This window comes from Pseudomonas sp. EU05-FHT14B02 (assembly GCF_058791055.1).
Genome location: NZ_JBYTDD010000032.1, coordinates 68,115 through 94,578 on the forward strand (window position 1 = coordinate 68,115; position 26,464 = coordinate 94,578).

Annotated in this window: 29 protein-coding genes and 2 pseudogenes; 19 read left to right on the forward strand and 12 right to left on the reverse strand. The window is 56.0% G+C overall.

Annotated features, from left to right (window positions below; all coding sequences use genetic code 11):
• Positions 1–121: 121 nt before the first annotated feature.
• Genes AC3WTM_RS24655 through AC3WTM_RS24665 form a run of 3 tightly spaced genes read left to right on the forward strand, consistent with a single transcriptional unit; the run spans position 122 to position 2,104 of the window.
• Positions 122–739: a LysE family translocator gene (locus AC3WTM_RS24655; protein ID WP_102670064.1), complete on the forward strand. Its 618-nt coding sequence runs from the start codon at positions 122–124 to the stop codon at positions 737–739.
• Between the two features lie 23 nt (positions 740–762).
• Positions 763–1,605, forward strand: a complete 843-nt coding sequence (gene panB / locus AC3WTM_RS24660; RefSeq protein ID WP_102670063.1) for a 3-methyl-2-oxobutanoate hydroxymethyltransferase — start codon at positions 763–765, stop codon at positions 1,603–1,605.
• 13 nt (positions 1,606–1,618) lie between these two features.
• Positions 1,619–2,104 carry a MaoC family dehydratase gene (locus AC3WTM_RS24665; RefSeq protein ID WP_102670062.1) on the forward strand — a complete coding sequence of 162 codons (486 nt, stop codon included), beginning with the start codon at positions 1,619–1,621 and terminating at the stop codon, positions 2,102–2,104.
• Between the two features lie 92 nt (positions 2,105–2,196).
• Here the strand turns inward: AC3WTM_RS24665 and AC3WTM_RS24670 are convergent, their stop codons facing one another.
• Entirely contained in the window at positions 2,197–2,931 is a 735-nt protein-coding gene (locus AC3WTM_RS24670) for an SDR family oxidoreductase (protein ID WP_102670061.1), read from the reverse strand.
• A 181-nt stretch (positions 2,932–3,112) separates the two neighbouring features.
• Positions 3,113–4,057 carry a helix-turn-helix domain-containing protein gene (locus AC3WTM_RS24675; RefSeq protein ID WP_102670060.1) on the reverse strand — a complete coding sequence of 315 codons (945 nt, stop codon included), beginning with the start codon at positions 4,055–4,057 and terminating at the stop codon, positions 3,113–3,115.
• A 287-nt stretch (positions 4,058–4,344) separates the two neighbouring features.
• Between AC3WTM_RS24675 and AC3WTM_RS24680 the strand changes: the two genes are divergently transcribed.
• From AC3WTM_RS24680 to AC3WTM_RS24695, 4 genes are all read left to right on the forward strand, one after another.
• Positions 4,345–5,109 carry an SDR family NAD(P)-dependent oxidoreductase gene (locus AC3WTM_RS24680; RefSeq protein WP_102670059.1) on the forward strand — a complete coding sequence of 255 codons (765 nt, stop codon included), beginning with the start codon at positions 4,345–4,347 and terminating at the stop codon, positions 5,107–5,109.
• Between the two features lie 177 nt (positions 5,110–5,286).
• The gene (locus AC3WTM_RS24685; protein WP_102670058.1) at positions 5,287–5,577 is read left to right on the forward strand and encodes a hypothetical protein; all 291 of its coding nucleotides are present in this window, start codon (positions 5,287–5,289) and stop codon (positions 5,575–5,577) included.
• Positions 5,578–5,602: 25 nt separating this feature from the next.
• Positions 5,603–5,860 (forward strand): Atu4866 domain-containing protein, encoded by a 258-nt coding sequence (locus tag AC3WTM_RS24690; RefSeq protein ID WP_102670057.1) that lies wholly within the window; start codon positions 5,603–5,605, stop codon positions 5,858–5,860.
• Between the two features lie 81 nt (positions 5,861–5,941).
• Positions 5,942–6,859 carry an AraC family transcriptional regulator gene (locus AC3WTM_RS24695; protein ID WP_102670056.1) on the forward strand — a complete coding sequence of 306 codons (918 nt, stop codon included), beginning with the start codon at positions 5,942–5,944 and terminating at the stop codon, positions 6,857–6,859.
• 149 nt (positions 6,860–7,008) lie between these two features.
• Here the strand turns inward: AC3WTM_RS24695 and AC3WTM_RS24700 are convergent.
• Together AC3WTM_RS24700 and AC3WTM_RS24705 are read right to left on the reverse strand one after the other, a co-directional pair.
• Positions 7,009–7,173, reverse strand: a pseudogene (locus tag AC3WTM_RS24700) (transposase); the annotation flags it as partial.
• Positions 7,174–7,192: 19 nt separating this feature from the next.
• Positions 7,193–7,543, reverse strand: a complete 351-nt coding sequence (locus AC3WTM_RS24705) for a BON domain-containing protein (RefSeq protein WP_057715287.1) — start codon at positions 7,541–7,543, stop codon at positions 7,193–7,195.
• Positions 7,544–7,861: 318 nt separating this feature from the next.
• Here AC3WTM_RS24705 and AC3WTM_RS24710 point away from each other — a divergent pair, with 318 nt between their 5' ends.
• Positions 7,862–8,698, forward strand: coding sequence for an MliC family protein (locus AC3WTM_RS24710; RefSeq protein ID WP_173677914.1), 837 nt, complete (start codon positions 7,862–7,864; stop codon positions 8,696–8,698).
• Between the two features lie 145 nt (positions 8,699–8,843).
• Here the strand turns inward: AC3WTM_RS24710 and AC3WTM_RS24715 are convergent, their stop codons facing one another.
• Complete coding sequence (locus AC3WTM_RS24715; protein WP_102670055.1) at positions 8,844–10,703, reverse strand: ABC transporter ATP-binding protein; 1,860 nt, start codon at positions 10,701–10,703, stop codon at positions 8,844–8,846.
• A 422-nt stretch (positions 10,704–11,125) separates the two neighbouring features.
• Between AC3WTM_RS24715 and AC3WTM_RS24720 the strand changes: the two genes are divergently transcribed.
• Positions 11,126–11,998, forward strand: coding sequence for a GNAT family N-acetyltransferase (locus AC3WTM_RS24720; protein WP_102670054.1), 873 nt, complete (start codon positions 11,126–11,128; stop codon positions 11,996–11,998).
• Positions 11,998–12,891, forward strand: a complete 894-nt coding sequence (locus AC3WTM_RS24725; protein WP_102670053.1) for a polysaccharide deacetylase family protein — start codon at positions 11,998–12,000, stop codon at positions 12,889–12,891. The genes AC3WTM_RS24720 and AC3WTM_RS24725 overlap by 1 nt, the downstream gene beginning before the upstream one ends.
• A 201-nt stretch (positions 12,892–13,092) precedes the next feature.
• Here AC3WTM_RS24725 and AC3WTM_RS24730 read toward each other — a convergent pair whose 3' ends face one another.
• Together AC3WTM_RS24730 and AC3WTM_RS24735 are read right to left on the reverse strand one after the other, a co-directional pair.
• Positions 13,093–13,308, reverse strand: a complete 216-nt coding sequence (locus AC3WTM_RS24730) for a hypothetical protein (protein ID WP_102670052.1) — start codon at positions 13,306–13,308, stop codon at positions 13,093–13,095.
• A gap of 148 nt (positions 13,309–13,456) precedes the next feature.
• On the reverse strand, positions 13,457–14,230 hold the full coding sequence (locus AC3WTM_RS24735; protein ID WP_102670051.1) for a ParA family protein: 774 nt from the start codon (positions 14,228–14,230) through the stop codon (positions 13,457–13,459).
• A 728-nt stretch (positions 14,231–14,958) separates the two neighbouring features.
• Between AC3WTM_RS24735 and AC3WTM_RS24740 the strand changes: the two genes are divergently transcribed.
• The 4 genes from AC3WTM_RS24740 (at position 14,959) to AC3WTM_RS24755 (ending at position 17,090) form a co-directional block, all read left to right on the forward strand.
• Positions 14,959–15,414 carry a VOC family protein gene (locus AC3WTM_RS24740; RefSeq protein ID WP_102670050.1) on the forward strand — a complete coding sequence of 152 codons (456 nt, stop codon included), beginning with the start codon at positions 14,959–14,961 and terminating at the stop codon, positions 15,412–15,414.
• A 153-nt stretch (positions 15,415–15,567) separates the two neighbouring features.
• Positions 15,568–15,894: an isochorismate lyase gene (locus AC3WTM_RS24745; RefSeq protein ID WP_102670049.1), complete on the forward strand. Its 327-nt coding sequence runs from the start codon at positions 15,568–15,570 to the stop codon at positions 15,892–15,894.
• 149 nt (positions 15,895–16,043) lie between these two features.
• Positions 16,044–16,532, forward strand: a complete 489-nt coding sequence (locus AC3WTM_RS24750; protein ID WP_102670048.1) for a GNAT family N-acetyltransferase — start codon at positions 16,044–16,046, stop codon at positions 16,530–16,532.
• Between the two features lie 132 nt (positions 16,533–16,664).
• On the forward strand, positions 16,665–17,090 hold the full coding sequence (locus tag AC3WTM_RS24755) for a GNAT family N-acetyltransferase (RefSeq protein WP_102670047.1): 426 nt from the start codon (positions 16,665–16,667) through the stop codon (positions 17,088–17,090).
• 271 nt (positions 17,091–17,361) lie between these two features.
• Here the strand turns inward: AC3WTM_RS24755 and AC3WTM_RS24760 are convergent, their stop codons facing one another.
• From AC3WTM_RS24760 to AC3WTM_RS24780, 5 genes are all read right to left on the reverse strand, one after another.
• Positions 17,362–17,547 (reverse strand): tautomerase family protein, encoded by a 186-nt coding sequence (locus tag AC3WTM_RS24760; protein ID WP_095151312.1) that lies wholly within the window; start codon positions 17,545–17,547, stop codon positions 17,362–17,364.
• A 75-nt stretch (positions 17,548–17,622) separates the two neighbouring features.
• Complete coding sequence (locus AC3WTM_RS24765; protein ID WP_102670046.1) at positions 17,623–18,597, reverse strand: 2-hydroxyacid dehydrogenase; 975 nt, start codon at positions 18,595–18,597, stop codon at positions 17,623–17,625.
• 26 nt (positions 18,598–18,623) lie between these two features.
• Entirely contained in the window at positions 18,624–19,496 is an 873-nt protein-coding gene (locus AC3WTM_RS24770) for an isocitrate lyase/PEP mutase family protein (RefSeq protein ID WP_102670045.1), read from the reverse strand.
• Positions 19,497–19,617: 121 nt separating this feature from the next.
• Positions 19,618–20,925, reverse strand: coding sequence for a C4-dicarboxylate transporter DctA (gene dctA / locus AC3WTM_RS24775; protein WP_102670044.1), 1,308 nt, complete (start codon positions 20,923–20,925; stop codon positions 19,618–19,620).
• A gap of 102 nt (positions 20,926–21,027) precedes the next feature.
• On the reverse strand, positions 21,028–22,197 hold the full coding sequence (locus AC3WTM_RS24780) for a mandelate racemase/muconate lactonizing enzyme family protein (RefSeq protein ID WP_102670043.1): 1,170 nt from the start codon (positions 22,195–22,197) through the stop codon (positions 21,028–21,030).
• Positions 22,198–22,296: 99 nt separating this feature from the next.
• On the opposite strand from AC3WTM_RS24780, the gene AC3WTM_RS24785 reads away from it, so the two are divergent.
• The 5 genes and pseudogenes from AC3WTM_RS24785 to leuD all read left to right on the forward strand — a co-directional run.
• A complete protein-coding gene (locus AC3WTM_RS24785; protein WP_102670042.1) occupies positions 22,297–23,172 on the forward strand; it encodes a LysR family transcriptional regulator in 876 nt (291 codons plus the stop codon).
• Between the two features lie 44 nt (positions 23,173–23,216).
• Positions 23,217–23,714 carry an RraA family protein gene (locus AC3WTM_RS24790; RefSeq protein ID WP_256586099.1) on the forward strand — a complete coding sequence of 166 codons (498 nt, stop codon included), beginning with the start codon at positions 23,217–23,219 and terminating at the stop codon, positions 23,712–23,714.
• Positions 23,711–24,460: a sulfite exporter TauE/SafE family protein gene (locus tag AC3WTM_RS24795; protein WP_102670041.1), complete on the forward strand. Its 750-nt coding sequence runs from the start codon at positions 23,711–23,713 to the stop codon at positions 24,458–24,460. Before AC3WTM_RS24790 ends, AC3WTM_RS24795 begins: the two co-directional genes overlap by 4 nt.
• Positions 24,461–24,618: 158 nt before the next feature.
• Positions 24,619–26,040 (forward strand): 3-isopropylmalate dehydratase large subunit, encoded by a 1,422-nt coding sequence (gene leuC / locus AC3WTM_RS24800; RefSeq protein WP_102670040.1) that lies wholly within the window; start codon positions 24,619–24,621, stop codon positions 26,038–26,040.
• 3 nt (positions 26,041–26,043) lie between these two features.
• A pseudogene (gene leuD, locus AC3WTM_RS24805) lies at positions 26,044–26,388 on the forward strand (3-isopropylmalate dehydratase small subunit); the annotation flags it as partial.
• Positions 26,389–26,464: the final 76 nt, after the last annotated feature.

Consider the following 26,464-nt stretch of genomic DNA (forward strand, 5'->3'; position numbering starts at 1 on the left):
TTAATCTTCCTCCGATCTTTAACAACCGTACCCCACTTCAGAAAACAAGAGGGACGGCCATTGATGTGAGAGACGGGATGATGAATTACGCGGTGAACTATGAACTGGCGCAGGTGACGCCATGACCTTCAGTGTTTTTGTTGCCTTCTGGGCTGTGTCGATTTTGTTCGTCATCACACCTGGAGCCGATTGGGCCTACGCGATATCCGCCGGCTTGAAGCATCGGGTCGTCATACCCGCTGTGGGCGGACTGTTATCCGGCCACTTGATTGCCACAATGGTGGTAGCCGGTGGTGTTGGCACCCTGGTCGCCAACCACCCTGTGACCATGTCGGTGCTGACGATGGCCGGCGCGGGTTACCTGCTTTGGTTGGGCATCAGCATGCTCGTGTACCCCTCCACACCGCACGCGGATGAGGTTCAGGCGTCAGGCTCATGGAAGCGCTGGGCGCTCAAGGGGCTTTGCATCAGCGGGCTGAATCCAAAAGTGTTTTTGCTGTTCCTGGCACTCCTGCCTCAATTTGCCGACGCCACTGCACCCTGGCCTGTACCTGTGCAAATGATTGCGCTGGGGCTCGTCCACACTTTCAGTTGTGGCGTGATCTACCTTCTGGTCGGATTTGGCTCGCAGGTTGTTCTTCGGGCACGCCCAGCCGCCGCTCGCCTGGTCAGTCGTTTTTCTGGAGCAGCCATGATCCTCATCGCCGTGGCTCTGTTTGCCGAACAGTTGCTGGATTAATTCACCTTCAACGAGATACCCCCATGAACGATCAGCCTTCACCCTATGGCAACACCCCTCTCGCCCGGCAGACGACACGCGTCCGGGTACCGCATCTGAAACGGATGAAAGTGGAGGGCCAGAAATGGGCGATGCTCACCGCGTATGACATGTACAGCGCAGCCATTTTCGAAGAAGCCGGAATACCCGTCCTGCTGGTAGGCGACTCGGCCTCCAACAACGTCTATGGCAACGAGTCCACGTTATCCGTCACCGTTGACGAACTTATCCCTCTGGTTCGCGCCGTCACCCGTTCGACTCAACGGGTACTGGTGATTGCCGACCTTCCATTCGGCTCTTACCAGGGCTCGGTGGAGCAATGCTTCCACACTGCCGTGCGATTCATGAAAGAAGCCGGTGCGCATGCGGTCAAACTTGAGGGCGGGATCGAAGTACTACCTCAAGTCGAGAAACTCGCCGGCTCAGGCATACCTGTCATGGCGCACATTGGCTTCACACCACAGCTGGAGCATCAATTGGGTGGCTATCGCGTCCAGGGCCGGGGTGAAGACGCGCAGCGTCTGATAGACATTGCCAAAGCGTTAGAAGCAGCTGGCGCATTCGCTATCTTGATCGAAATGGTGCCGGGTAATGTAGGTCGAGCGATCACCGAAGCGATTTCAATTCCGACCGTCGGGATTGGCGCCGGTAACCAGTGCGACGCTCAGGTTCTGGTCTGGCAGGACATGGCCGGACTACGCACCGGCCGCATGCCGCGATTCGTCAAACAGTACGCCGACCTTCGCTCGGTACTCCACACTGCGGCAAAGGACTTTGCACTTGAGGTGGAGGCAGGAACATTTCCTGGCCCCGAACATACTTTTTAACCAGGGAGCCGTAATGAAAAGCCCAAGAGAGTGCGCTGCCGAAGGTCTCAAGGTCGGAGACCGATTCACTGTAGTTCGCTGCTTTTCAGATGACGATATTCGTCAATTCGCGCAGATTTCACGAGATTACAATCCGGTTCACTGTGATGCACGCTACGCGCAGCTGCGCAGGTTCAGAGCCCCCATTGCCCATGGTCTTCTGACCGCCAGCCTGGTCACCGAAATTGGCGGGCAGATTGGTTGGCTCGCGACAGGGATGAGTTTCGAGTTCAAGCATCCCGTTTACGCGGGACAACAGATTACCTGCCACTGGCTCATCGCTGATATTGATGAGCGGGGTCACGCAAAGGCCGAAGTCAAGATAGTCAATTCAGAAGGTATCACTGTAGTGGAGGCGACAACCTCTGGTGTGCTGCCAAGAACTGAGGAGCGTGAACGCCTCACTCAGATGCTCTCTGAGGGAGATCCCACCAATGGTACTGCCCGGCCCACGAGCTGACTGCCTGAATGGGTTGTGGATTCAACCGGTCGAGAGCAGCCGCTCATGAACGACTGCTTCCGAACCAGGGTGCGCCTTGCTCCCAAGACTGCTCAGTGTGGGCTGGCGGTCGGACGAACCACAATCTCACTCACATCAACATCGTCGGGCTGTTCGATGGCATAGGCGAGTGCTCGCGCAATGGCGTCTGCGTTGAGCGCCACACGCCGGAAGGCTTTCATTTCCTCGCGGGCCACATCATCCGAAATCGTATCCGCCAGTTCGGACTCAACGACCCCCGGGCACACTACGGTGACCCGGATCTTGTCCGTTTCCTGCCGCAGACCATCCGAGATAGCCCTGACTGCGAATTTGGTCGCGCAGTAGACCGCGGCTGTCGGAGAGACTGCAAGACCACCGATCGACGAGATATTGATGACCTGGCCGTACCCTTGCGCCTGCATGTCCGGCAAGACCGCAGCGATACCATGCAGCACCCCGCGAACGTTGACATCGAGCATCTGGTTCCATTCGTTGACCTTCAACGATGCCAGGGGAGACAGGGGCATCACGCCTGCGTTATTGATGATCACATCAACCTTGCCGTATTGCGCCTTGGCGAACGTCACGAACGCCTGCATGGATTGCAGATCCGTAACGTCCAGTGCGCGGGCGCTTGCCGAGCCACCTTCAGCCTGGATCTCGCGCACTAGTTTTTCCAGACGTTCGGTACGGCGGGCACCGAGTACCACATGGGCACCTTTGGCGGCGATCAACCTCGCCGCCGCGTCGCCAATACCACTGCTTGCACCGGTAATCAGGACGACTTTGTTGTGAATGTTCGACATATCCGTAGCTCCTGCTGTATGCATTGAAGTTCAGCGCCGACCGCTGAAGACGCGGACGTTGCTGCGGGGTACGTCGGAAAGATTAAGGGCACGGGCCTCGTCGACGCGTGCCAAAACCTGCGCAACTTTTGCCTATTCGTGTCTGTGCGCATCGTCTGCAAAACATGTAACGCAGCGACGCTCAAGCCCCACGGAACTCACTGGGCGTTACGCCCACCTCACGACGAAATACCTGGGAGAAGTGACTGGGGCTTGAGTAGCCGACCTCCAGCCCGACATCGATGACGCTACGCCGGGTCTCCAGTAGCAGGTGCCGTGCGCGAACCATGCGCAAGCGGATGAAGTACTGTGAAGGCGACAGTCCTGTCGCACGCTTGAACATGCGGCTGAAGTGGTATTCACTCAGCTCGGCCAGTCTGGCCAGCTTTTCCAGACTGAATTCAGCGCCCAGATCCGCGTTCATGGCGTCAGTGACCTTGCGCAGCTTGTAGGCTTGCAAGGCATTGACCCGACGCCCGGGCTGGGTATCGACGATATAGCTGCGCACCAGATGTACGACCAACGCCTGCGCCAGAGAGCGGGCGAAAAGCGAGCTGGGCGAGCGTTCCAGGACCAGTTCGTTGCGCAGCTGCTCCATGACAAACGCGACGCGCCCGTCCCGTCCCCCTGAAACATCGCGCAAACGCACAGGCCCGACGTGCTCACCCAACAGCTCTCGAGACGCTTGCTCGATCAGCGGCAGCCCCAGATAAAGATGCATCACTTCGAAGGTATCGCCTCCGTGAGTCTGCCAGCGCATTTCATAAGGCTCATCGGAACTGGTGAGGAAAAAATCGCCAGCGCTGACCTCTGCCGCTTCCCACTCCCCACCCAGCACGCGCTCCTCCACCCTCGCCGCCCCCGCCAGAACCAGGACGAGCAGCGGTTCCACCACCGCAGGCACGAGAATGGGCTCAATGACGCTGCGATGGGTAAAGAGCTGAATCACGATGTCCTTGATTTCCCGGCACGGTGGTAACGCCTGCGGTTCGCCTGGCAGGTATTCACGCATCGACTCCCCTGTGATGCGCAAGTCTTGGGAGGAAGTCGACATCTGTGCCAGGGACGTTCGTCTGGTGTTTGTCATGAACACGTCCTTTTCATACTCGGTTGTGCAAAGCCAGACAGCCTTCACCAGGCACTTGCCCGAAATCTGCGTGTTGAGCCCGGATCAATGATATCGGGCTTTCCCCGTTGGTTGAATCGAGCACCGAACCTCCCTGACTGACATTCGGCGCAAAACCCCGACAGCGTGGGCAATCTCACGAAAGCCGACCTCGCCTCGCTGCGAGACAGTAGGCCCGTCGCCGATGACAGCGCCTTGCAGGCGCCAACACGGCTTATCCCTACTCGATCAAAACGCTGGAGAACATCATGACCGACTTCCATAACAGCACGCCGAACGAAGTGGCAGGCAAAGTCGCTCTGGTCACTGGCGCAGCCAGTGGCATAGGCAAGGCAATCGCACTGCTGCTGCATGCCCGCGGCGCCAAGGTCATTGCCGAAGATATAAATCCTGAAGTAGAAGCGCTGGCCCGCCCTGGCCTGGTATCTCTGGTGGCCGACATCACTCAGGACGATGCCGCCGAGCGCGCGGTTGCCCTGGCCGTCGAGCAATTCGGTCGGCTGGACATCCTGGTCAATAACGCCGGCATCATCATCAACAAACTGGTCATCGATATGACCCGTGACGACTGGGAGCGCATTCAAGCAGTCAATGCCACCGCAGCCTTCTTGCACAGCCGGGAAGCGGTCAAAGCGATGATGACCAACAAATCGGGCTCGATCGTCAACATCGCGTCCTACGCCTCCTACTTCGCCTTTCCCACTATTGCCGCCTACACAGCCTCTAAAGGCGCGCTTGCCCAATTGACGCGCACCCTGGCGCTTGAGGTCATTGGTCACGGAATACGCGTCAATGCTGTGGGTGTCGGAGATGTGGTGACCAACATCCTCAACAATGTGGTCGACGATGGCCCTGCCTTTCTCGCCCAACATGGCGAAGCCGCACCGATCGGCCGCGCCGCACAACCGGAAGAAATCGCCGAAGTAGTCGCATTCATCGCCTCGGATCGTGCCAGCTTCATGGTCGGCTCGGTGGTCATGGCAGACGGCGGCATGACCGTCACGGCTGGGTGAGCCGCAGCAGAAAGGAGTCGCCGGACATGCTCGACAAGCCCGAGAGGATCAGGCAAATCTGCGGCAGTTTCGTCCTAACACCGCTGCGCTCGGCTACGTAATCTGAAAGCACGCAACGGACGCAGACACAGGCCACGGCAGGCCACTCAGATGAACAACGTCAATGAGGACTGAACAATGAAAAACGCAAAACGGCTTTCCCTTTCACTGGTGATCAGCGCGATGGTGGCCTGCGCGATCAACCTTTCCTCGACCAGCCTGTACCTGGCCGCTGACGGTTCTGATCGAACTCCCGGCCTGCGGGTGAGTGAAGGCGGAAGTGACCGCACCCCCGGCTTCAGGGTTGCCGAGGATGGTTCGGACCGCACTCCCGGCATGCGCGTAAGTGAAGGCGGCAGTGACCGCACACCGGGTTTTCGCGTTGCCGAAGACGGCTCTAACCGCACTGCTTTGGGTCGTATCGGCTGAACCTGACATTCGAGGAGAAAAGCTGATGAAAGATGCCAGACAAACCACTCAAGATCATCGTTACGCAGGCATGTGGGTCACCGCTGATGGATTCATCCGTCATGAGCTTCTGACGACTGGGCGTTACGACGAGGCCCGTGGTAAAAATAAGAGTGCTTATCAAGGCCGCTACGAACTGGTCGGTGATTACATCCAGTACTGGGACGACACTGGCTTTACCGCTGAAGGCCACTTTCATGACGATGTGCTGTTTCACGCCGGCATGATTCTTTATCGGCAATGAGCAATTTAATGATGTCGGGTGAATATCGTCTGCCTGGAAAGTTTCAGGCAGACGTTCATGAACACTTGTGAGAGCCTTGAAATGGAACAGAGCGATGCTTTCATCCTTCAGAACACGGCTATCTACCGTGACGAACTGGTTCGCTTGCTGACGCAACGGTTTACCACACCCGGGATCTATGAGACCGCCATAGCGCCCCTGCATGTCATCCGTTTTGATGCGCCTTCGGAGCTTATCCATACTGTGCACAAGCCGGCACTTTGCCTCATCGTGCAAGGACAAAAAGAAATCGGTCTGGGTGACGACCATTACCTGTACGACCCGCTCAGTTACCTGGTGGTATCGGTGACGCTGCCGGTTTCCGGTCGCGTGCTGATGGCCAGCCCGGAGTCGCCCTACTTGTGCATCCGTTTTGATTTCGAGACCACGGAAATCGCTCAGGTCATCGCCGATGCTCCCCCGACGGGCGTCCCGGACGAGCCGGAACTTGGCCTTTTCCTTGAGAAGGTCGATGTGCCCCTGCTGGAAACAATGCTTCGGTTGGTCCGGCTGCTCGACACACCGAAAGACATCAGCATGCTGGCACCCCTCGCCCTTCGCGAGCTGTATTACCGCCTCCTGCGAGGCGTGCACGGACGTCGTCTGTATGAGCTTGCCCTCGGTGACTCGCAAACGCGTCGGGTAACGCGGGCAATCGATTGGTTGAACAACCACTACACCCAACCCTTACGCATCGAAGAACTCGCCCGGGTCGCCAATTTGGGCAGCTCCACATTGCATCATCGCTTCAAGGCAGTGACGGCCATGAGTCCGCTGCAGTATCAAAAACAACTCCGCCTGCAGGAAGCCCGCCGCCTGTTGCTCGGCGAAGGGCTGGATGTGGCGAGTGCCTGCTATCGAGTGGGCTACGAAAGCCCGTCGCAATTCAGTCGGGAATACAGTCGCCAGTTTGGGTGTCCGCCATCAAGAGATACCAACCGAGTTCGCCACCCTGCGTGAAAGTCGCTCCCGATTGCTTTTTCGTGCTTTTCGCACTTAGACATTAGAGGGTTTTACCGATGCCGGTTCGACCGCTTTGCCATCGTTCAGGTTGCTTTGCAATCGTGGTTAAGCGTTGTTTCTCTCGTTGAACACGTCGGATAAGTAGATCAGGCCGCTGCCTGATCCGGTTGGTAATCAGTGTCGTGACGCAGCGCCGAGCGCGCGCCATGCACCATCAGTGTTCGCAGATAGGCATCACCGCGCTTGCTGATACCGAGCAATCGATCCTTACCACCAGAACTGTGTTGCCTCGGTGTCAGTCCCAGCGCGGCGCCTACAATGTTGCCATTATCATTTGTCGTCCATCTTTGTTGACGATTGTGGCCGGCGCTCAGTGCTCTCTTCGGCGTTGGGCGCTTCTGGAAAACTCCCTGGCGTGAACACATGGGTCTGCAAGTCGCTGGCATCGACTTCGGCGACACCATGAACCGAACGGGCCAGAACAATGGCCTGTTCACACTGTCTATGAGTGTTGACGCGGCCGCTTAACCCCACTATGCCCGCATGGGTTTTGACATTGATATGCAGGCTAAGGGTCGGATCGGAAAATGCCAGGGCCGACTTCACCTTGGCGGTAATCCATGCATCGTGAACGGCCATTTCCAGACCATGAGAGTAATGCTGGAAGGAGTGAATTTTCATGGCTGAACCCTCTGTCGCGTAATCAGACGTACTGTCCATCCTATTTGCTGTGTCGCCCTCCGCCTGTCAGGTGAACGCTATGGATACCTGATTCGCTTTGGAGCGCTCGTCACGCAAACATTGACAGAAATTAATTATAGTACGGCCGTTGCCTGCGGTCAGAGCGCTACCCTTAGCAGCCCTTCGCGGCAAGGAGATACCGGCCAAGAACTGCCCCTGGGGGGTCTAAGATAAATCGGGCGTGATTCACCGATCGCTGGCGGATGAATCAGGCTTAGGTCGGTGCTTGGCGACCGCACAAATCAAAAGGGACCACGCATGAGCAAATATTTGGTTTTGTTATTGGCTGGCGCCACAGGCGTTGCTCAGGCGCAATCCATATGCACTTACCCATGGTATCAATCGATCGATAAGATACTGCACACAGCCGATGCGCAAGGGCACGGGCCAGATATAGGCTCCGACGAATGGAAATCGGTGATCGAATTCAAGTTAGGGGTTCGCGATGGGGCAAATGTCCCTGAACGAAGCTCCGAACAGTGGTGCCAGTACATTGATCAGTATATCAATGCGATGCAGCCGGCTGGGGGCGGCACGGAAAAGTCATCGACTGTCAATGTGACACCTGGCCCTTCTTACGATTGCGCCAGGGTGGAGCCTGGCAGTATCGAAGCGATGATATGTGAGGACAAGACGTTATCCGCGCTCGATCGCAATCTGTCGGCAGTTTATGCCAGTGCGAGTATCAAGGCCGGCAACGAGCATCCTCCCCGGCTAAAAGCAGAACAACGTGGATGGATCAAGGGACGCGACGACTGCTGGAAGAGTGATGACGTCGGTGCATGCTTGCACATGGAATACCAGCGCCGCATCGCCGAGTTGCAAGCACGGTACCGACTGGTACCGGGCACTGGGCCTGTCTATTACGAATGCGACGGCAACCCTGCTGGAGAGGTGACTGTCATGTTCTTCAAAACCGATCCGCCGACATTAATCGCCGAGCGTGGCGACAGCGTATCGCTGATGTACCAGCAGCCAGGTGGCAGTGGCATGAAGTACCTTGGGCGCAATGAAACGCTTTGGGAGCATCAGGCCGAGACCATAATCACTTGGGGATACGGTGCGCCCAAGTCGCGTTGCAAAAGAAAGCCTTGAGCAACGATTCAATCAGCTGGGTAATTGCATATTGCTGCCCCTCGTGACAGGCAGAAATCGCCTGTGGATTCAACCGGTCGCGAGCCTACCCTCTCGCCCCACTGCACCGCTCAAAGCCCCTTCCCCTGCTGCGCACCCTTCACGCTCACACCTGATCCATAGCCTCGACCACCCCCTGATCCTCACCGAGGAACCCGCCGCTTTGATGCTGCCACAGCCGCGCATAGACGCCGTTCTTCGCGAGCAATTCGGTGTGAGTCCCCTGTTCGATGATGCGGCCGTCGTCCATGACGATGAGCCGGTCCATGGCTGCAATCGTGGACAGCCGGTGAGCAATGGCGATCACGGTCTTGCCCTGCATCATCTCATCAAGGCTTTCCTGAATGGCCACTTCGACTTCCGAGTCCAGCGCGCTGGTGGCCTCGTCAAGAAGCAGGATCGGGGCGTTCTTGAGCATCACCCGGGCAATCGCGACGCGTTGGCGCTGGCCACCCGACAGCTTGATGCCGCGCTCGCCCACTAAGGTGTCGTAGCCGGTATGGCCTTGCCGGTCGCTCAATTGGCTGATGAATTCATCGGCCTGGGCATTGGCCGCGGCGCTGCGGATTTGCGCGTCGGTCGCATCGGGACGGCCATAGGCGATGTTGTCGCGAATGGAACGGTGCAGCAGGGAGGTATCCTGCGTGACCATACCGATGCAGCCGCGCAGACTGTCTTGCGTCACTTGTGCGATGTTTTGGCCGTCGATGCGAATCTCCCCGCTGTCGACGTCATAGAAACGCAGCAGCAAGTTGATAAGCGTGGATTTGCCGGCGCCAGAGCGGCCAACCAAGCCGATTTTTTCGCCCGGGCGGATACTCAGGCTCAGGTGATCGAGCACCTGGCGTTCACCATTGTAATTGAAGCTCACCTTATCGAAGGTGACCGCGCCACCGGAGGTCTCCAGCACGCCGGCCCCCGGCGCATCCTGCACTTTTGGGCAACGGGTAAGGGTTGCCATGCCATCCTGCACGGTGCCGATGCTCTCGAACAGCGAGGTCATTTGCCACATGATCCAATGCGACATGCCATTGATACGCAACGCCATGGCGGTGATCGCCGCCACGGCACCTGCACCAACCTCTCCCTGGTGCCATAGCCACAGAGCATAGCCACCGGATGCCATGATCAACGCCACCACCAACGCCTGGTTGACGATCTCGAACTGGCTGACCAAGCGCATTTGGTGAAAACCGGTTTGCTTGAAGTCCTCCATTGCCGCGCGCGCGAAGTGCGCTTCGCGATTGGAGTGGGAGAACAGCTTCACCGTAGTGATGTTGGTGTAGGCGTCAGAGACGCGCCCGGTCATCATCGACCGCGCATTGGCCTGTTCCTGCCCGACTTTCCCCAGACGGGGCACGAAGTACAGCATGGCCAGGCCAAACAACGCGACCCAGGCAATGAAAGGCAGCATCAGTTTCAAAGCGAAGCCGCCGGCTAGTGCGATGATCGCAATGAAATACACTCCGATCCCGGGTGCGATCTCGATAAGGGTGAATAGCACGTCGCGCACCGCTAGCGCAGTCTGCATCACCTTGGTAGTGACTCGGCCGGAAAACTCATCGGAAAAAAACGAAAGGCTTTGCCGCAACATCAGGCGATGGAAGTCCCAGCGCAGCCGCAACGGCAAGTTAATCGCCAGTATCTGGTGCTGCACCATGGTGCGCAACGCCACCAGCCCGACACTGGTCACCATTACGATGCCCATGCCCCACAACACGCGACTTTCCTGCGCAGCCGCTTCACCGCCTGCCTGCCAGGTCGAGAGCAGGTCCACGACCTGCCCGAGGAAGGAAAACAGCCAGGCTTCGTAAATCGACACACCGGCACTTAGTAGCGCAAGTGCAAGGATGTAACCGCGGGCGCCACGCGTACAGGCCCACAGGAAGCGAGCCAGACCATCGGGTGGCGGTGGTACCTCGTCAGGAGGAAAGGGGTCGAGCCTTCGTTCAAACGCACGAAGCATGGTGTTCTCCAAAACGATCAAGTTGAGGAGATTCTGCCATTGAACGGTTGCTTTGAGGGGTTTGCGAAGTTGAGATGTGGCGCTGTTGGCAGGTCGCTCCCAGGATTGGGTTGCCGGGTGCGGGCTATCAAACGTTGCCAGAGACCCGGTCGGCAGGGATAGATCGGCCGGTATCGAAGGGAACTGGCCAAGACCGGACGTTCATCCAAGGACCGCTTTCGGCCGACTCGGTTGAAAACGGTCGGCCATGGTTTCCGCAGCAGAAAACAACCGGGCCTCTCGCTCAGGAAAATTCAATGAGACCGAACATATTCTGCAGGTGACGTGACGAACTGGATCAAAACTCGGGTTGAAGCTATACCGAAAGGGTTCAGAGTGGGGATGGACCACACGCTCGATTAGCGACTGAGGAGAACTTCGCGGTGTCGAATCAGCTGGTCATACGCAACATGACCCGTCCCGAGCTGGACGAGCTCGTCGATTGGGCTGCCCGTGAGGGTTGGAATCCCGGTCTTCACGATGCCGAGCTGTTCTGGGCGACGGACCCTGCCGCCTTCATCGCGGCGTCCCGGGGCGGCGAGTTGATCGGCGGTGGTGCCATCACCTCCTACGATGGGGAATTCGGTTTCATGGGCTTTTTCATCGTCCGGCCTGAATATCGCGGTCAAGGTCTGGGCAATACCCTCTGGCACGCACGCCGCGAGCGTCTCCTCGCCCGCCTGCGCCCAGGCGCGAGCATCGGCATGGACGGCGTCTTCGCGATGCAGGACTACTACGCCAAGGGCGGTTTCGTCTTCTCCCATCGCAACATGCGTTTTCGTGCCGAGATCACCGAACGCCCGGCGACCTCGCAATTAGACGACGAGGACATCGTCCCGCTGACCACTTTCCCGCTCGATCAGGTTGTCGATTACGACCGCACCTGCTTCCCCGCCGCGCGCGCAACCTTCCTGAGCGGGTGGATAGCCCAAGCCGATGCACTCGCCGTGGGTTGCCGGCGCGACGGCAGGCTAAGCGGCTATGGCGTAGTCAGGCGCTGCCGGGAAGGCTGCAAGATCGGCCCCTTGTTCGCCGATGACGCCCTGGCAGCCAATGCTCTCTACTCGCGCCTGGCGGAATTTGCACAGGGTGGCCCGCTGTTTCTCGATGCCCCGCAGAACAACCCCGCCGCGATGGCGCTCGTGCACCAACAGGGCATGATCGAAGTTTTCGGCTGCGCGCGCATGTACCTCGGCCCTCCTCCGGCGATCGCGCACGAACGCGTGTTCGGCGTCACGACTTTCGAGCTGGGCTGATGTCCGCTCGCGACCTCATCGGTTATGGCGGCTGCCCACCCCACCCGCGATGGCCCAGTGAGGCGCGCGTCGCGGTCCAGTTCGTACTCAACATCGAAGAGGGCGCGGAGTCATGCATCCTCAATGGCGATGCACAGTCGGAGGCCTGGCTTCACGAGCTACCGGGCCGTCCGCCGCGTGTGGGGGAACCGGACTTGAGCGTAGAGGGCATGTACGAATACGGATCGCGCGCAGGTGTGTGGCGCATTCTGGAGCTGTTCAACGCCCGAGGCCTGCCGCTGACCGCTTTCGCCGTTGGCCGAGCACTGGAACTCACCCCGGCGATTGGCCATGCGCTTTGCGCTGCCGGGCATGAGATTGCCGGGCATGGCTACCGTTGGCTGGACTATCGCGACATGCCTGAAGACCAGGAGCGGCGCCATATCCGCCTCACCCTCGACGTGATCGAGCAGATCTGCGGTAAACGCCCCACAGGTTGGTACACAGGAAGGGTCAGCCAGAACACCCGTCGCCTGTTGCGTGAGGAAGGTGGGTTTCTCTATAGCTCGGACGCTTACAACGATGACCTGCCCTATTGGCTCCCGGGCTCGCCCGCCCACCTGGTGATCCCTTACACGCTGGTCAACAACGACGCCCGCTATCTGCTGGCAAATGGTTTCGCCTGCGGTGAAGACTTCTTCCGGCTGCTCAAGGATGCTTTCGACCTGCTGTGGCAGGAGGGCGCGCACCACCCGAAGATGATGAGCGTCGGCCTGCATGGGCGGATCAGTGGCCATCCTGGTCGTGCGATGGCGCTGGCGCGTTTTCTGGATTACGTGCAAGGCCACGACGCGGTGTGGATCTGCCGGCGCGAAGAGATTGCCAGGCACTGGATTGCCCAATTCCCCGCCTGAGTGATAAGTGGCTCGGGACGGCCTGAGCCACGCTCAATGAAGTGGCAATATATTTCGAACCCCAGTACGCGACCGTGCTGGCTACAAACAAATCGGGTGGGTGCGCTATGCGGTTCAACACCTCAATCCGCTAATCCACAATGAACAACTTCGCTGCGGTGGTGGCGGGATCCACCGGCTGAATCCAGAAGAGATGACTGCTCATGCGAGCTTTATGGCGCCGCCCTGGATATCGTCGCGCGCCATCCGCAAGTCACTGGCATCGCGGTTGAGCTGGTGAATCATGTTGAGCAACCGCTGACGCAGCACCTCGTCCTGGAGCTGTTCTGCTGCGCGCATCACATCAAGCGCCGCTACCTCATTATTGGTTGCGACGGAGTCGAGCAGTTTGCGCATGCTTCTTGATGGCCGATTCATCTCCAACCTCCCTGGTTTCAGTGACGCGAATCATAAGGCTGGAATGTTTCGCCAGTGTTTCAGCTGCACGAACGGGTTCTGAATCACCGACGCTGGCTGAGTCGACGCTAGCCAGGGGTGATTACGCTTCAACCCATCAGTGATGAAGCTAAGCCACCCGCTCCAGGGCATCCAGCAACCCAACAAACTCCAGCGAAAGCCTGTGGCGAGGAGCCAAATGGACAAGGGGGATTGAAACTTCGTGAGATTCACGCATCTTGACGGAGCTGCTCAGGTAAACCGGTAGTAGAGGTAAACCCTCTGCCAACAGCTCATTAATGAGACTTTGGTGCATGCCAGTGCGCTCAGTGAATTGGTTAACCACCACCCCTTCCACTTCCAGTGATTCGTTGTGGTCACAACGTAGATCTTCTACCTGTGCAAGAACGCGATACAGCGCCTGACGAGAAAAGCTGTCGCAATCGAACGGAATCAGTATTCGATCGGCAGCCACCAGTGCACTGAATGTGTAGAAATTCAGCGACGCAGGTGTGTCGATATAGATGCGTTCATAATCCCCGGACAGCTCAACCAACAACTTACGTAGCTTGTTGATCTTGAACTTGCTCTCAAGTTTTGCCTGAATATCTGAGAGTTCAGGGCTGGCAGCCACCAGGTGAAGGTTGTCGTAACGGGTCTCGGTTATGGTCACTCGGTTCCGTCTGCCTTCGAAGCCGGTGGACAGTGTCTGTTTGAAGAAGTCGGCTATGCCTGCGGGAATGCGCTTGTTGAGTAGCCCTGTGAGGTAGTGAGTCGAGTTTGCCTGGGGATCAAGGTCAACCAGCAGCGTTCGGTAACCTTCGGCAGCACTCACAGCGGCAAGATTGCAGGCAATGCTGGATTTTCCGACACCACCTTTTTGATTGAATACGACACGACGCATCGGGCTTGCTCATCCATGAAAGTGGCCTAAGGCCAACTGAAGTAAAATCCAAGTAGTCATTTCAATTCTATGACCGAAACATTACAGTTTTACGACAGCCAGTCCACCAGGCCAGCTTCAATCACTCGGAGTGTTGATGCACATCAATGACTGATCAGTACAAGGGGGACCGTTAAGCAACTTGCGCAGATAGTTCGCCGATGCTGGGCACAAATGCTTGAATTGAACTGTCTGGGTGATAGCTGCAGGCGCTTCGTCCCTGCCAAGCAGTTCATATCCCATCACTGAAGGGCAGCCCTGCCTGGCTTAATGACTTACGCAGATGATCAAGATCACTCGGCCCAACTTTTCTTGCCTGCATTGCCACCCCCTTGCTTCTGGCTCGCTGACATCCAATGCTCGCCGGCTCAATTGAAGTGGCCAGGCAGCTAAATAGCCGCCATCGGAAAACACTAAACGACGAAACGCTTGCAGAACAATTTAGCCAATCTGTTGCATCGACCGGTTGAATCCACAGCCAATAGCAGCCACAGCCATTGCAGTCGCGCAGGCCAAACACCTTTAATCCATAAGGCATGTCCTGGTTTCTCGGTAGTAATTACAGATCACTGCAACGCAAGAGAATGCGTTAATGGCATGCTGACCTCGGTCTGTGATTGAGCACTCTCAATATCGGTACCCATTTCTTATCCATGGTCAATAGGACGCAAGGCGGCAGGAGGCATGCAATGGAACTGAAGTTCAGTCACATCGATGTACTGGTCAAGAATCTCGACGAAGCCTGTGCTTACTACGTACAGATACTGAACGCCAAAATCTCCCAAACGCTCGTCTGGGAGCGAGGTGGTTTGCACGTGCGCTACGCGATTGCGCTGATCGGCCAAGAGCGTTTCATGTTAGTACAGCCGTTGGCCGGGAACCTGAAGGAGCTATTGGACTCCTCGGGTGAAGGGATGATTTATCGCCACTGCTATTCGACGCCGGACATCGAGAAGGCCTATGACGAACTGATGGTCGCCGGTGTTCAGCCAGAAGACGAAAACGGAAAGCCATTGGCCCGCGCGAACCTGCAATCCCCATCAGGGACACGCATTATCTGGTTGCCCAAGCGCTTCGGGCACTTCTCTATCGAAATCCTGGAAGACAAGGCGCTAGAGGCATTTGTAGAAGCTGCATTTGCCTAAGTGATGCGGCGATGAACGTCTGCTTGCTGTGGACTCACCCTCGCCCACTGCCCTATCGATTAACTCAGTCAAAAGAGTTCGCCGACCCGCCTTAGCCGACGCCGATACTTCTTCCAAAGGCCCACGATTTTTTCAGCAACCGGAGTCACCTACATGGACGTCATCAATCAATTGCAGCCCGAAGAGTGTGCAGGAATGGAGGATATTCGACGTGAAATCGATGCCCTTGATCAGGTTGTTATCAAACTGTTGGGCAAGCGTTTTCACTACGTACTGGCTGCCTCGAAGTACAAGACCTCAGTGACTTCGGTGCATGCTCCGGAGCGTTTCAAGGCCATGTTGGCGACAAGACGCGAGTGGGCCGAAGCTGAGGGCCTGAGCCCGGATGCAATCGAGAGGATGTACAGTGACCTGGTGAAACACTTCATTACAGAAGAGATGAAACACTGGGCGGCTCATCAATCCAACACCGGACTCTAGTGTCCGGACGGACTGTCCGCCATGGGGCGTCAACCGCCCTTCATGTCAGCTGCAATCGGCCATTGGCGGACACATCATTGCTTTGCGTCACCCTGCGCTAGCGTTGGGACTCAACTAAAGTACGGACTCATGGAGCTTAGAGACGAGCAATGAAACTGAACCACAGGCCAGTGAAGGCTGGCGACGTAAAAATGATCTGCAGCTTTCCTCAGAACGCTCAAGAATTGTTTTTCATGTTTCCGAAGGCGCACTTCCCGCTAACGGAAACGCAGTTGATTGCCGCGATCTCCCAACGCTTCGACTCTACCGTCGTGGAGATCAATGGGACTGTCGTTGGGTTTGCCAATTTCTATCGAGCTGAACGCAATGGCGTTTGCTGTATCGGCAATGTCATCGTCTCGTCGAGCGCTCGGGGCGAAGGAGTGGCCACGTTTATCGTAGAGACGATGACCGGCTTGGCATTCGAGCGTTACGGAGCCAACGAGGTGCAGATTTCCTGTTTCAACGAAAACACGGCAGGGCTGCTGCTATACCCCAAGCTTGGATTTGTGCCTTATGCCATTGAGGAGCGACCATCTTTGGGAAAAGGCCGTTCGGCCCTCATACACATGACGCGCAGCAGAAGCTCGACAGGTTGAATACACAGCCAAAAGCGGCTATTCAGGCCATCTGAAAAAACCGACAACTTGATGTATTCACTGATCCACCATAGGGGAGACAGGACTGGGATACCTTGTTGACCTGGTTACTCATCGCTCAGGGAGAGCACCATGTCTGTAGAAATCCAACTTTCTGAAAATGCTACTGAAGCAGAGCGTCTGGGAATTTTGACCCCGTTGCTGGCCCATAACCAGGCCAACGGTGGAGACGACGCACATGAAACATTTGCTCTGTTGTTACGAGACCCTGACAGTAACGAAGTCATTGGCGGACTGTACGGCAAGGTCTCTTATCGATGGCTGCTCATCGATCTTGTCAGCGTTCCCGAGTCGATGCGTGGCCAGGGTATCGGAGAACGGCTAATGCGCATGGCTGAAGAAGTCGCGCAGAAAAAGCACTGTATTGGTATCTGGCTGGAGACTTTCAGCTTTCAGGCACCCGGGTTTTATCGAAAACTTGGTTACTCCGAATTCGGCCGCCTAGCAGATTATCCACCGGGACACACCCGGTTCTATTATCAGAAGTCGTTGTGCTGATCGCGATTTGGACCTTGGGCCGATAGCTGCGCCTCGTAGCAGGCAGCAATCGGCCAGAATCGGTCATTCATCGCCCGCTCGCACTTTCGACCATGGATACTTTGAAAAACCGATCTGCGATTCGCCTGCCTGTTGGTGCCTGTGAAACTGGATAGCGAGGTCAATGACTTGACCGACCTGCTGCTGATCACATGCCGAAATATCACAGCCTTCTGAGCAGTGATGCTTTCGAATGCCGGGGTGCTGTCGAGAAAGTATCGATGTTGGACTACTAGCGATCACAGAAACGAATGCCGCCCTTCGCTTTCAAGTGGCTTGGAGCCTCGACGATCTGCACGGTCACGATTTCCGCCGGTATTTCGTAGCTTTCCACCACGGCCTCGGTGATCTTTTTCAAAAGCAGATGCTGCTGCTCTACAGTCTTACCTGCGGCGGCGTAGACGATGACTTGCGGCATATTGGTTTCCTTCAATTCAACAGAGTGGTTAGGGCTGTGGGCCCGACGATCCACAAGAAGTCAGCGATTCGGTTATCACTGACGTAACGCTTGCGAATTAACGAGATCCCGAGGCCACTGACCTTCGAGCCCCATCAGCAAGTTGCCCAAGGCACGTTTGGCCATTGCATCGCGAGTGTCGTTTGTCGCCGAGCCAATGTGAGGTACGGTAACGACGTTTTTCAGCTTGAAAAGCCTGGAATCTGTCAGTGGCTCTTTCAAGTAGACATCCAGGCCAGCGCCCCGAATCGTCTTGTCCTCAAGCGCTTGGATGAGCGCGTCCTGATCAACCACCGGGCCACGAGAAATGTTGATCAAAATGCCCTCTGCCCCGATCAGCGCCAGCTCCTTTTGGCCGATGAGGTTTCTCGTCTCTGCGGTCAATGGCACGACCGGACAGACAAAATCAGACTCGCTTAACAGTTGTTCCTGCGGGACAAATCTTGCACCAAGTTCTTGCTCCAGCCGTGGTTTACGAGTTTTGCCGCTGTACAAGATTTTCATGCCGAAGCCGAAACGTCCCCTGCGTGCGATGGCCTCTCCGATTTTGCCCAGGCCGATAATGCCCAAGGTCTTTCCGTGCACATCACATCCAAAATGGGAGGCGTCGATTGTCTTTGACCAATTCCCATCTTTTGTCCAAGCATCAAGCTCTGGGATACGTCTCGCTGTGGCGAGGATCAGGGCAAAAGCGAGATCAGCAGTGGTTTCGTTCAGCACATCGGGTGTATTGGTCAACATGATCCCTCTGCTATTGAGATAGCTGAGGTCATAGTTGTCGTAACCCACCGAAATACTGGAGATGATCTCAAGGTTTTTAGCCGACGCCAGCTCAACCTCACCCAGACGACGATTCCCGCCGATCAGTCCATGAGCGTTGGGAAGGGTTGCCTCGAACTGAGCATCCATGTCACCAAGCTCTGGGCTCATGATGACGATGTCGTACTTATCTGCGTAAGGCTCTAGCATGCTGGGTGAGACTCGGCTGAAGGCCAAGATTGTCTTTTTCATGACGCTTTATTCCACCTGCCTCAAGTTCAATTGGCGCCGTTATCTGACTTCAAATAGGTTTTTGCCCATTCGCGGTAATTGTCCGAAAGTGTGTATTTTGAAAGCAGCTCAGGGAGCGATAGGTCGCGTCCCTCTGCACCACTTTGTTCGCGCAGAGCCTCATAGGTCGCTTTGAGCGCGGACAAATACGGGGCATGTCCATTGACCACTATCCGTACATTTGCCGCGCTCAGTTTCTCAACATCGCTCAGTGCGGGATTACCGTAATTGATCAGCATGATCGGAACGGTGAGATGCGCTGTGAGTGCTTCCAGATGCAGGAAGTCCTTTACTCCAACGAAGCAAATAGCGTCTGCTCCAGCCTTTTGATAGGCCGTAGTCCGGGCAATCGAATCTTCCAAAGTGGTAACGGCCACATTCGTCCTGGCGATGATGCCAAGGGCATCATCTGACCGGGCAAATCGTGCGGCGTAGATCTTGCTCGCGGCCTCTTCCATGTTGATGAGGACGTTCGATTGTTCGTCGTACTTGGCGGGCAGATGCGTGTCTTCCAGCGTCAGGGCGGCAACACCGGCCTTCTGTAACTCCGTGACTGTACGCATCACATTGAGCGCGTTTCCGAATCCATGGTCGGCGTCCCCAATGATTGGGATTTGACTGGCGCGTCCGACCCTGGAAACCTGCTCTGCATACTCATCGAGCGTGAGTAACGAGATGTCCGGGGCACCAAGCACTTGGAGCGAGGCGACCGATCCACCCTGGATAGCGACTTCAAAGCCAAGGTCAGAAGCCATTCGAACAGAGATCGGATCGAATACCGATGCGGCAAATTTACAGACTGCTCCATGAAGCAAATCACTGAACGCCTGTCTTAGTTCATGATGAGATCGCTCAATCATTTTTCTGCTCCATCACATTTCAACTGAGTACATCGTTGAATCGTCCTGCGAGAACGAGGCGTAAATTGGCTACCGGTCATTGCGCCCTATTCGAAGAGGAATGACCGGTAAGCGATGCCGATTACTTTTGCGCTAACAACGCTTTACGCTCTGCTTTTTCGTTTTTCATTGCAGTAATTTCACGCTCGCAGGCTTCGACATCAAACGAGTTGTCCCACTTGGCAATCGCGATAGTGCCGATACCGTTGCCGATCAGGTTGGTCACGGCTCGCGCTTCGTTCAGAAAACGGTCGATGCCCAAAAGCAGGACAAGGCCTACCAGCGGAATTGAGTGGATGGTTGTGAGAGTCGCCGCCAAGGTGATGAAACCGGCACCCGCTACCCCCGCAGAACCTTTCGAGGTCAGCAAAAAGACGCCCAACAGGATCATCTGATCCACAAATGTCAGCGGCGTATTGGTTGCCTGTGCGATAAAAATCGCGGCCATGGTGAGGTAGATGCAGGTGCCATCCGCATTGAAGGCATATCCAGTTGGTAGCACCATGCCCACCACTGACTTCTTGCAGCCCAGCTTTTCAAGTTTCACCATCATTCGCGGAAGCACGGCTTCGGTTGAGCAGGTGCCAAGCGTGATGAGAATTTCATCTTTGAAATAACGAAGAAATTGCATGAGCGGCATGCCCGACCATCTAGCAACCGTGCCCAGCACAACCACGATGAAAATCAAGGTCGTGATGTAGAGCGCGACCAGCAACTGGCCGAGTGACAGCAACGTACCAATCCCGTACTTGCCGATGGTAAAAGCCATGCCGGCACCGGCACCAATCGGAGCCAGGCGCATCACCATTGCCACGATCTTGAACAGCCCTTGCAGAAACAGATCGATGGTATTGATCAGCGGCTTGCTGGTTTCGCCCATTTGAACCAGGGCAACACCCATCAAGACCGACAGCAGGATGACCTGAAGCATGACGCCATTCGAAAACGCGCCGATGAAGGTGTGCGGGATGATGTTAAGAAAGAACTCAACGGTGCCGCCCTGCTCACTAGCGGCCTGGCTGTACTTGTTGATTGCACTGGCGTCCAGCGTGGTAGCGTTGATATTCATCCCAACGCCTGGCTTTGCGATATTGACCACAATGAGGCCAATGACCAGCGCAATGGTTGAAAGGATTTCAAAGTAGAGCAGCGCTTTAACGCCAATCCGCCCAACTTCTTTGATGCTGCCCATCTTGGCAATACCGACTACGACGGTACCGAAAATAATGGGCGCCAACAGCATCTTGATCAGCTTGATGAAGCCGTCAGCAAAAGGTTGGAGCTTGGCTCCGATATCAGGGACGAAGTAACCGATTGCGGCACCGATCACAATGCCGATCAGCACCTGCACATATAGCTGGCTGTACCAGCGAGACTTGGAAATTTCCACGGAAGCACCTCATTTTATTTTTGTGATGGGCGTGTGGCGTGGCGTCAGCGGATGACGCCGGATAACTGTGGCCTCAAGGGCAGAGGCCACAGTTCGGGGCTATCAGCCCTCGCCCAGCTCGCGCATAACTGCGTACAGAGCTGACTTGGCTTCGAAGCCAACACCTGGGATGTCAGGAAGGCCTACGTAGCCGTTTTCCACCTGTATGCCGTCAGCGAACCCACCGAATGGCTGGAATACGTCTGGATAAGATTCGTTACCGCCCAGGTGCAGGCCTGCAGCGATGTTCAGGGACATCTGGTGACCACCGTGCGGCACTACGCGGCGAGAAGACCAACCCATTTCTTCCATTACCTTCAGGGTGCGCATGTACTCCACGAGGCCGTAGGACAATGCACAGTCGAACTGAAGGTAGTCGCGATCAGGGCGCATACCACCGTGGCGCAGCAGGTTACGAGCATCCTGGTGGGAGAACAGGTTTTCACCAGTAGCCATTGGCAGTTCATAGTGATTTGCCAGTTCAGCCTGCAATGCGTAGTCCAGCGGATCGCCAATTTCTTCGTACCAGAAGAGGTTGTACTTCTTGATGGCCTCTGCGTACGCAATACCTGTTTTCAGATCGAAGCGACCATTGGCATCGACAGCCAGTCGACGACCGTCACCTACCACTTCAAGTACTGCTTCGATACGACGGATATCTTCGTCCAGTGGCACCGCGCCAATCTTCATTTTGACGACGTCGTAGCCACGATCCAGATAGCTCTGCATCTCTGCCTTGAGCTTGGTCTGGTCTTTGCCCGGATAGTAATAGCCACCCGCCGCGTATACCCAGACTTTGTCATCTGCCACGCCGTCGCGGTAACGGTCGGCCAGCAGGCGGTACAGCGGCTTGCCTTCGATCTTGGCAACCGCATCCCACACGGCCATATCAATGGTGCCGACGGCAACTGAACGTTCGCCGTGGCCACCTGGCTTTTCGTTGGTCATCAGGGTCTTCCAGATGGCGAACGGGTCCAGGTTGTTGTTCTCATGGTCGATAAGAGTATCCGGATCAGCTTCCATGATTCGCGCCAGGAAGCGATCACGCATCAACGCGCCTTGACCATAGCGACCGTTGGAGTTGAAGCCGTAACCGATGACAGGTTTACCATCGCGAATCACATCCGTGACAACAGCGACGACCGAGCAGGTCATTTTGGAAAAATCGATGTAGGCATTGGCGATTGGTGAAGCAATCGAAACTGTTTTTTCACGGATGTCTACGATACGCATAACGGGTTCCTCTTGTTGTTGGTGGCCCCACGTTATGCTTTGCGATGACACTCGCCCAATGCTATTAATGCCGCGCCCTATGCACAGGAGGCATTGCCCTTGGAACTCGTCTGGCTCGAAGATTTTTCAGCTCTTGCGGAATACGGCAGCTTTGTTCGTGCCGCAGAAGCGCGGCACGTTACTCAGCCGGCATTCAGCCGCAGAGTCCGTTCACTGGAGAATTGGATGGGGGTGGAGTTGTTTGTGCGCACACCACAAGGAGCGACGCTTACCGAGGCAGGAAGGCAGATTTTGCCCACTGCACAAGAGGCTGCAAGACGCTTGTACAGGATGCGCACAGAGGCACAGGAAGTGGCTGGGATGGCAGCCAAAACGCTGCAATTCGCGGCAACTCACTCCCTGTCGTTTACATTTTTCCCAAGATGGCTGAGAAGTACTGAAAACGGCGCTCCGATAGAGGCTGTTCGCCTGCACTCAGATAGCATGGCTGTTTGTGAACAGATGCTAATCCACGGCCAGGTCCAGTTCCTGCTCTGCCATCGCCACCCCGACGTTCCGCCGTTACTGGCTCCCGATCAGTTCATTGGGAAGAAGGTTGGAGAGGATGTGCTCGTGCCTTTGGCAAGCGCCTCTGCCAATTTTGGTACCTCACCTGAAACGCTGCCCTACTTGGCGTACACCCAAGAATCGGGTCTAGGCCGTATCGTCGCTCATCGACTTCACGGGAAGGAAGACTACCTTCACCTCAAGCCACTTTTCAGCAGCCACCTGGCAGCAGTCCTGATGTCCATGGCGTTGGAAAGCAAGGGTGTCGCATGGTTACCGAAAAGCCTGACAGAACAGGAAATGACTGACGGCCGGCTGGTCAGGGCGCTCGACGAAAGCTGGGATATTCCCTTGGAAGTTCACCTCACTCGTCCCAAAGCCCCAATCAGCCCCTCTGCCGAAGAGTTCTGGGCCAAGCTGGGCGACTAGACACATTTGGCCGCAGCCAGTGTTCATTCGCCAATGACGTTCTGGTGCCGAAAAAATCCAATACGCCACAATTCGTGAAGTGTTTGATCACTGAATCGCCATTGTTTGAGGCTAGTCATCTAATTACGCTCGGGCCGCGATTTTTCCAACAACAGCTAATGCGGCCTGGCAGCGAGGATTTTATGTTCAATGTTGTTTCTTCGGGCCAATGGCCTGCGGGCTATCTGATCAATCCAAACGTGGAACCTCTGGATCAGAAATGGCTGAAGGAATTCAGCCGGATTCCTGCAGCGGCTGTCAGCGATTGCCTAGGACGCAATGTCGGGGGATTGGGTTTACGTCCGTTTCATGGAAATACGCCAATGCTTGGCAGCGCCCTCACTGTAAGGGTCAGACCTGGCGATAATCTGATGATCCTGAAGGCGATGCAGATGGCGCGGCCTGGCGATGTCCTCGTCATTGACGGTAGTGCAGACCTGACGCGCGCCGTCTTCGGGGGCATCATGCGGGCAATGGTGTTCAAGGCGGGCAGCCTCAAATGATCGATTGGGCTATGTACCTGCTATTGGGCGCGGCCATGGGTACTCTCGGAGGAATATTCGGGATCGGTGGCGGGCTCATCGCAATCCCCGCATTGGTTCTAATATTCGGGATGGATCAACAAGAGGCCCAGGGGACGACTCTAGTCATGGTCGTTCCCAACGTGATTCTCGCGCTGTGGCGGTATCACCAACGAACCCATATTTTGTTGCGTCATGCCGTGCCATTGGCTGCATCAGGGCTTGTCTTCGCCTGGGTAGGATCGATCATTGCCGTAGGCCTGGATCCCGATGCCATGCGCATAGGTTTCTCTGTATTCATGATTTTGCTGTCGACCTACAGCTATTTGCAGATGTACTTACCCAAACCCCCACCTAGCAAAGAGCTCCGACATCCATGGCCGTGGTTGATGGTCTTGGGATCAGGCTCCGGGATTTTGGGCGGTTTTTTCGGCTTGGGGGCATCGGTACTTGCCACCCCCGTTTTATCCACCGTTTTCGGTACAACCCAAGTAGTCGCACAGGGCCTATCGCTGGCATTGGCCGTTCCGAGTACGGGTGTAACGCTGCTGACCTATGCGCTTCACGACCATGTCCAATGGCAACTGGGTCTGCCCATGGCGATAGGTGGGCTTCTTAGTGTCAGTTGGGGAGTTAAGCTCGCTCACACCCTGCCCGAAAAAACACTTCGCACCTGGTTTTGTCTTTTTCTGATGGTGTGTGCCGCCCTGATGATCTTTAAAGCTTGAACGCCACCGGGCGATCAAACTGAAATCGAAGGCAATTCGATTATTCACAATTCGTGCTTAAAGCGTTCACTTTCACGCTCTTGATGCGTGATCAGGGATCAATATGCTGTAGGCATGTTGTACCCGTGATCTCGAATAAGACAGAGAAAGAATCAGCCATGAATACGCCTCGAACGCTCTACCAAAAACACATCGATAGCCACACCGTTTGCGCCCTTGATGACCAAGGCCACGTGCTTTTGTACATTGATCGCCAAGTTGCTAACGAATACACCAGCCCCCAGGCATTTAGCGGGATGCGCGAAGCAGGCCGCAAAGTATGGCGTCCAGGCGCGACACTTGCAGTGGTCGACCATGTGAACCCGACCGCCCCGGTTCGTATCGCAACCATGCCGGATGCTGGCGGTGCGCAGCAGGTCTCGTACTTCGAAGAAAATTGCCGGGACTTTGGTATCGAGCTCTTTGATGTGTTGGATAAAAGACAAGGCATTGAGCACGTCGTAGCGCCGGAACAAGGCTTCATATTGCCCGGGATGGTCGTCGCTGCAGGCGACAGCCACACCACGACCTACGGTGCATTGGGTGCTTTCGGATTTGGTATCGGTACCTCCGAAATCGAGCACCTGCTTGCGTCGCAAACATTGGTCTACAAACGACTGAAGACCATGCGAGTCACAGTCAACGGGTTGCTCGGAAGCGGTGTCACCTCCAAAGACATCATCATGGCGCTGATCGAAAACATCGGTGCATCAGGCGCCACTGGCTATGCCATCGAGTTCGCAGGGCCGGCGATCTCCGACCTGAGTGTCGAAGCCAGAATGACCATCTGTAACATGGCCGTCGAAGCGGGGGCCAGGGGCGCGTTCATGGCTCCGGATGACAAAGTCTTCGCTTACCTGCAAACCAAACCACGTGCGCCCCAAGGCGAAATGTGGAAGCAGGCCGTTGCCAAATGGAAAGAACTGCACACTGACGAAGGCGCTGTATTTGATCGCGAGGTCATACTCAACGTTGATGATCTGGAACCGATGGTCACCTGGGGCACAAGCCCAGACCAAGCCGCACCGGTCGGCAGTCATGTGCCAGATCCCGCCACACAACCCGACCTGATTCTCCGCCAAGGCATGCAACGCGCCTTGGATTACATGGGGCTACAGGCGGGCATGCCACTGAGCGACGTAGTCATCAGTCATGCGTTTATCGGCTCCTGCACCAACGCGCGAATTGAAGACCTGCGTGACGTTGCCCGTGTGGTACGCGGCAAACGCGTTGCCGCAAACGTACGAGCAATGATCGTTCCCGGCTCGACACTGGTTCGTACTCAGGCCGAGCAGGAAGGCCTTGCGCAGATATTCCTGGATGCCGGTTTTGAGTGGCGGCAGTCAGGTTGCTCGATGTGCCTGGCCATGAATGACGATGTCCTCGCTCCGGGTGATCGCTGCGCATCCAGTACAAATCGCAATTTTGAAGGTCGACAAGGTGCCGGCGCGCGCACCCATCTCATGAGTCCGGCGATGGTCGCCGCTGCTGCGATCACCGGACATTTGACTGACGTTCGTTCATTCGCTCTGGAGGCTTGAAGCATGCAACCTTTCAATGCGGTCAGCGGCAGCGCCGCGCCACTTTTGGCTTCCAACATTGACACTGATGTGATCATGCCCAAGCAGTTCCTCAAGGGTATTGATCGTAAGGGACTGGATCGCGGTTTGTTCTTCGATTTGCGCTTTCTGGAATCAGGCGAACCCAACCCTGAGTTCATTCTTAATCAACCCGCTTGGAACGGCGCAGCCTTCCTGGTGGTCGGCCCAAACTTCGGTTGTGGGTCTAGTCGAGAACATGCCGTTTGGGGTCTGAAGCAAGTAGGCATCAGAGCACTCATTGGTACCAGTTTTGCCGGAATTTTTTATGACAACTGCCAGCGCAATGGTGGGTAATCCCCCCTGAAATCAGTACTCGTCAGAAGTAGAATTTTCTCCTAATCGGATCAAGGAAATTTTGCGTGAA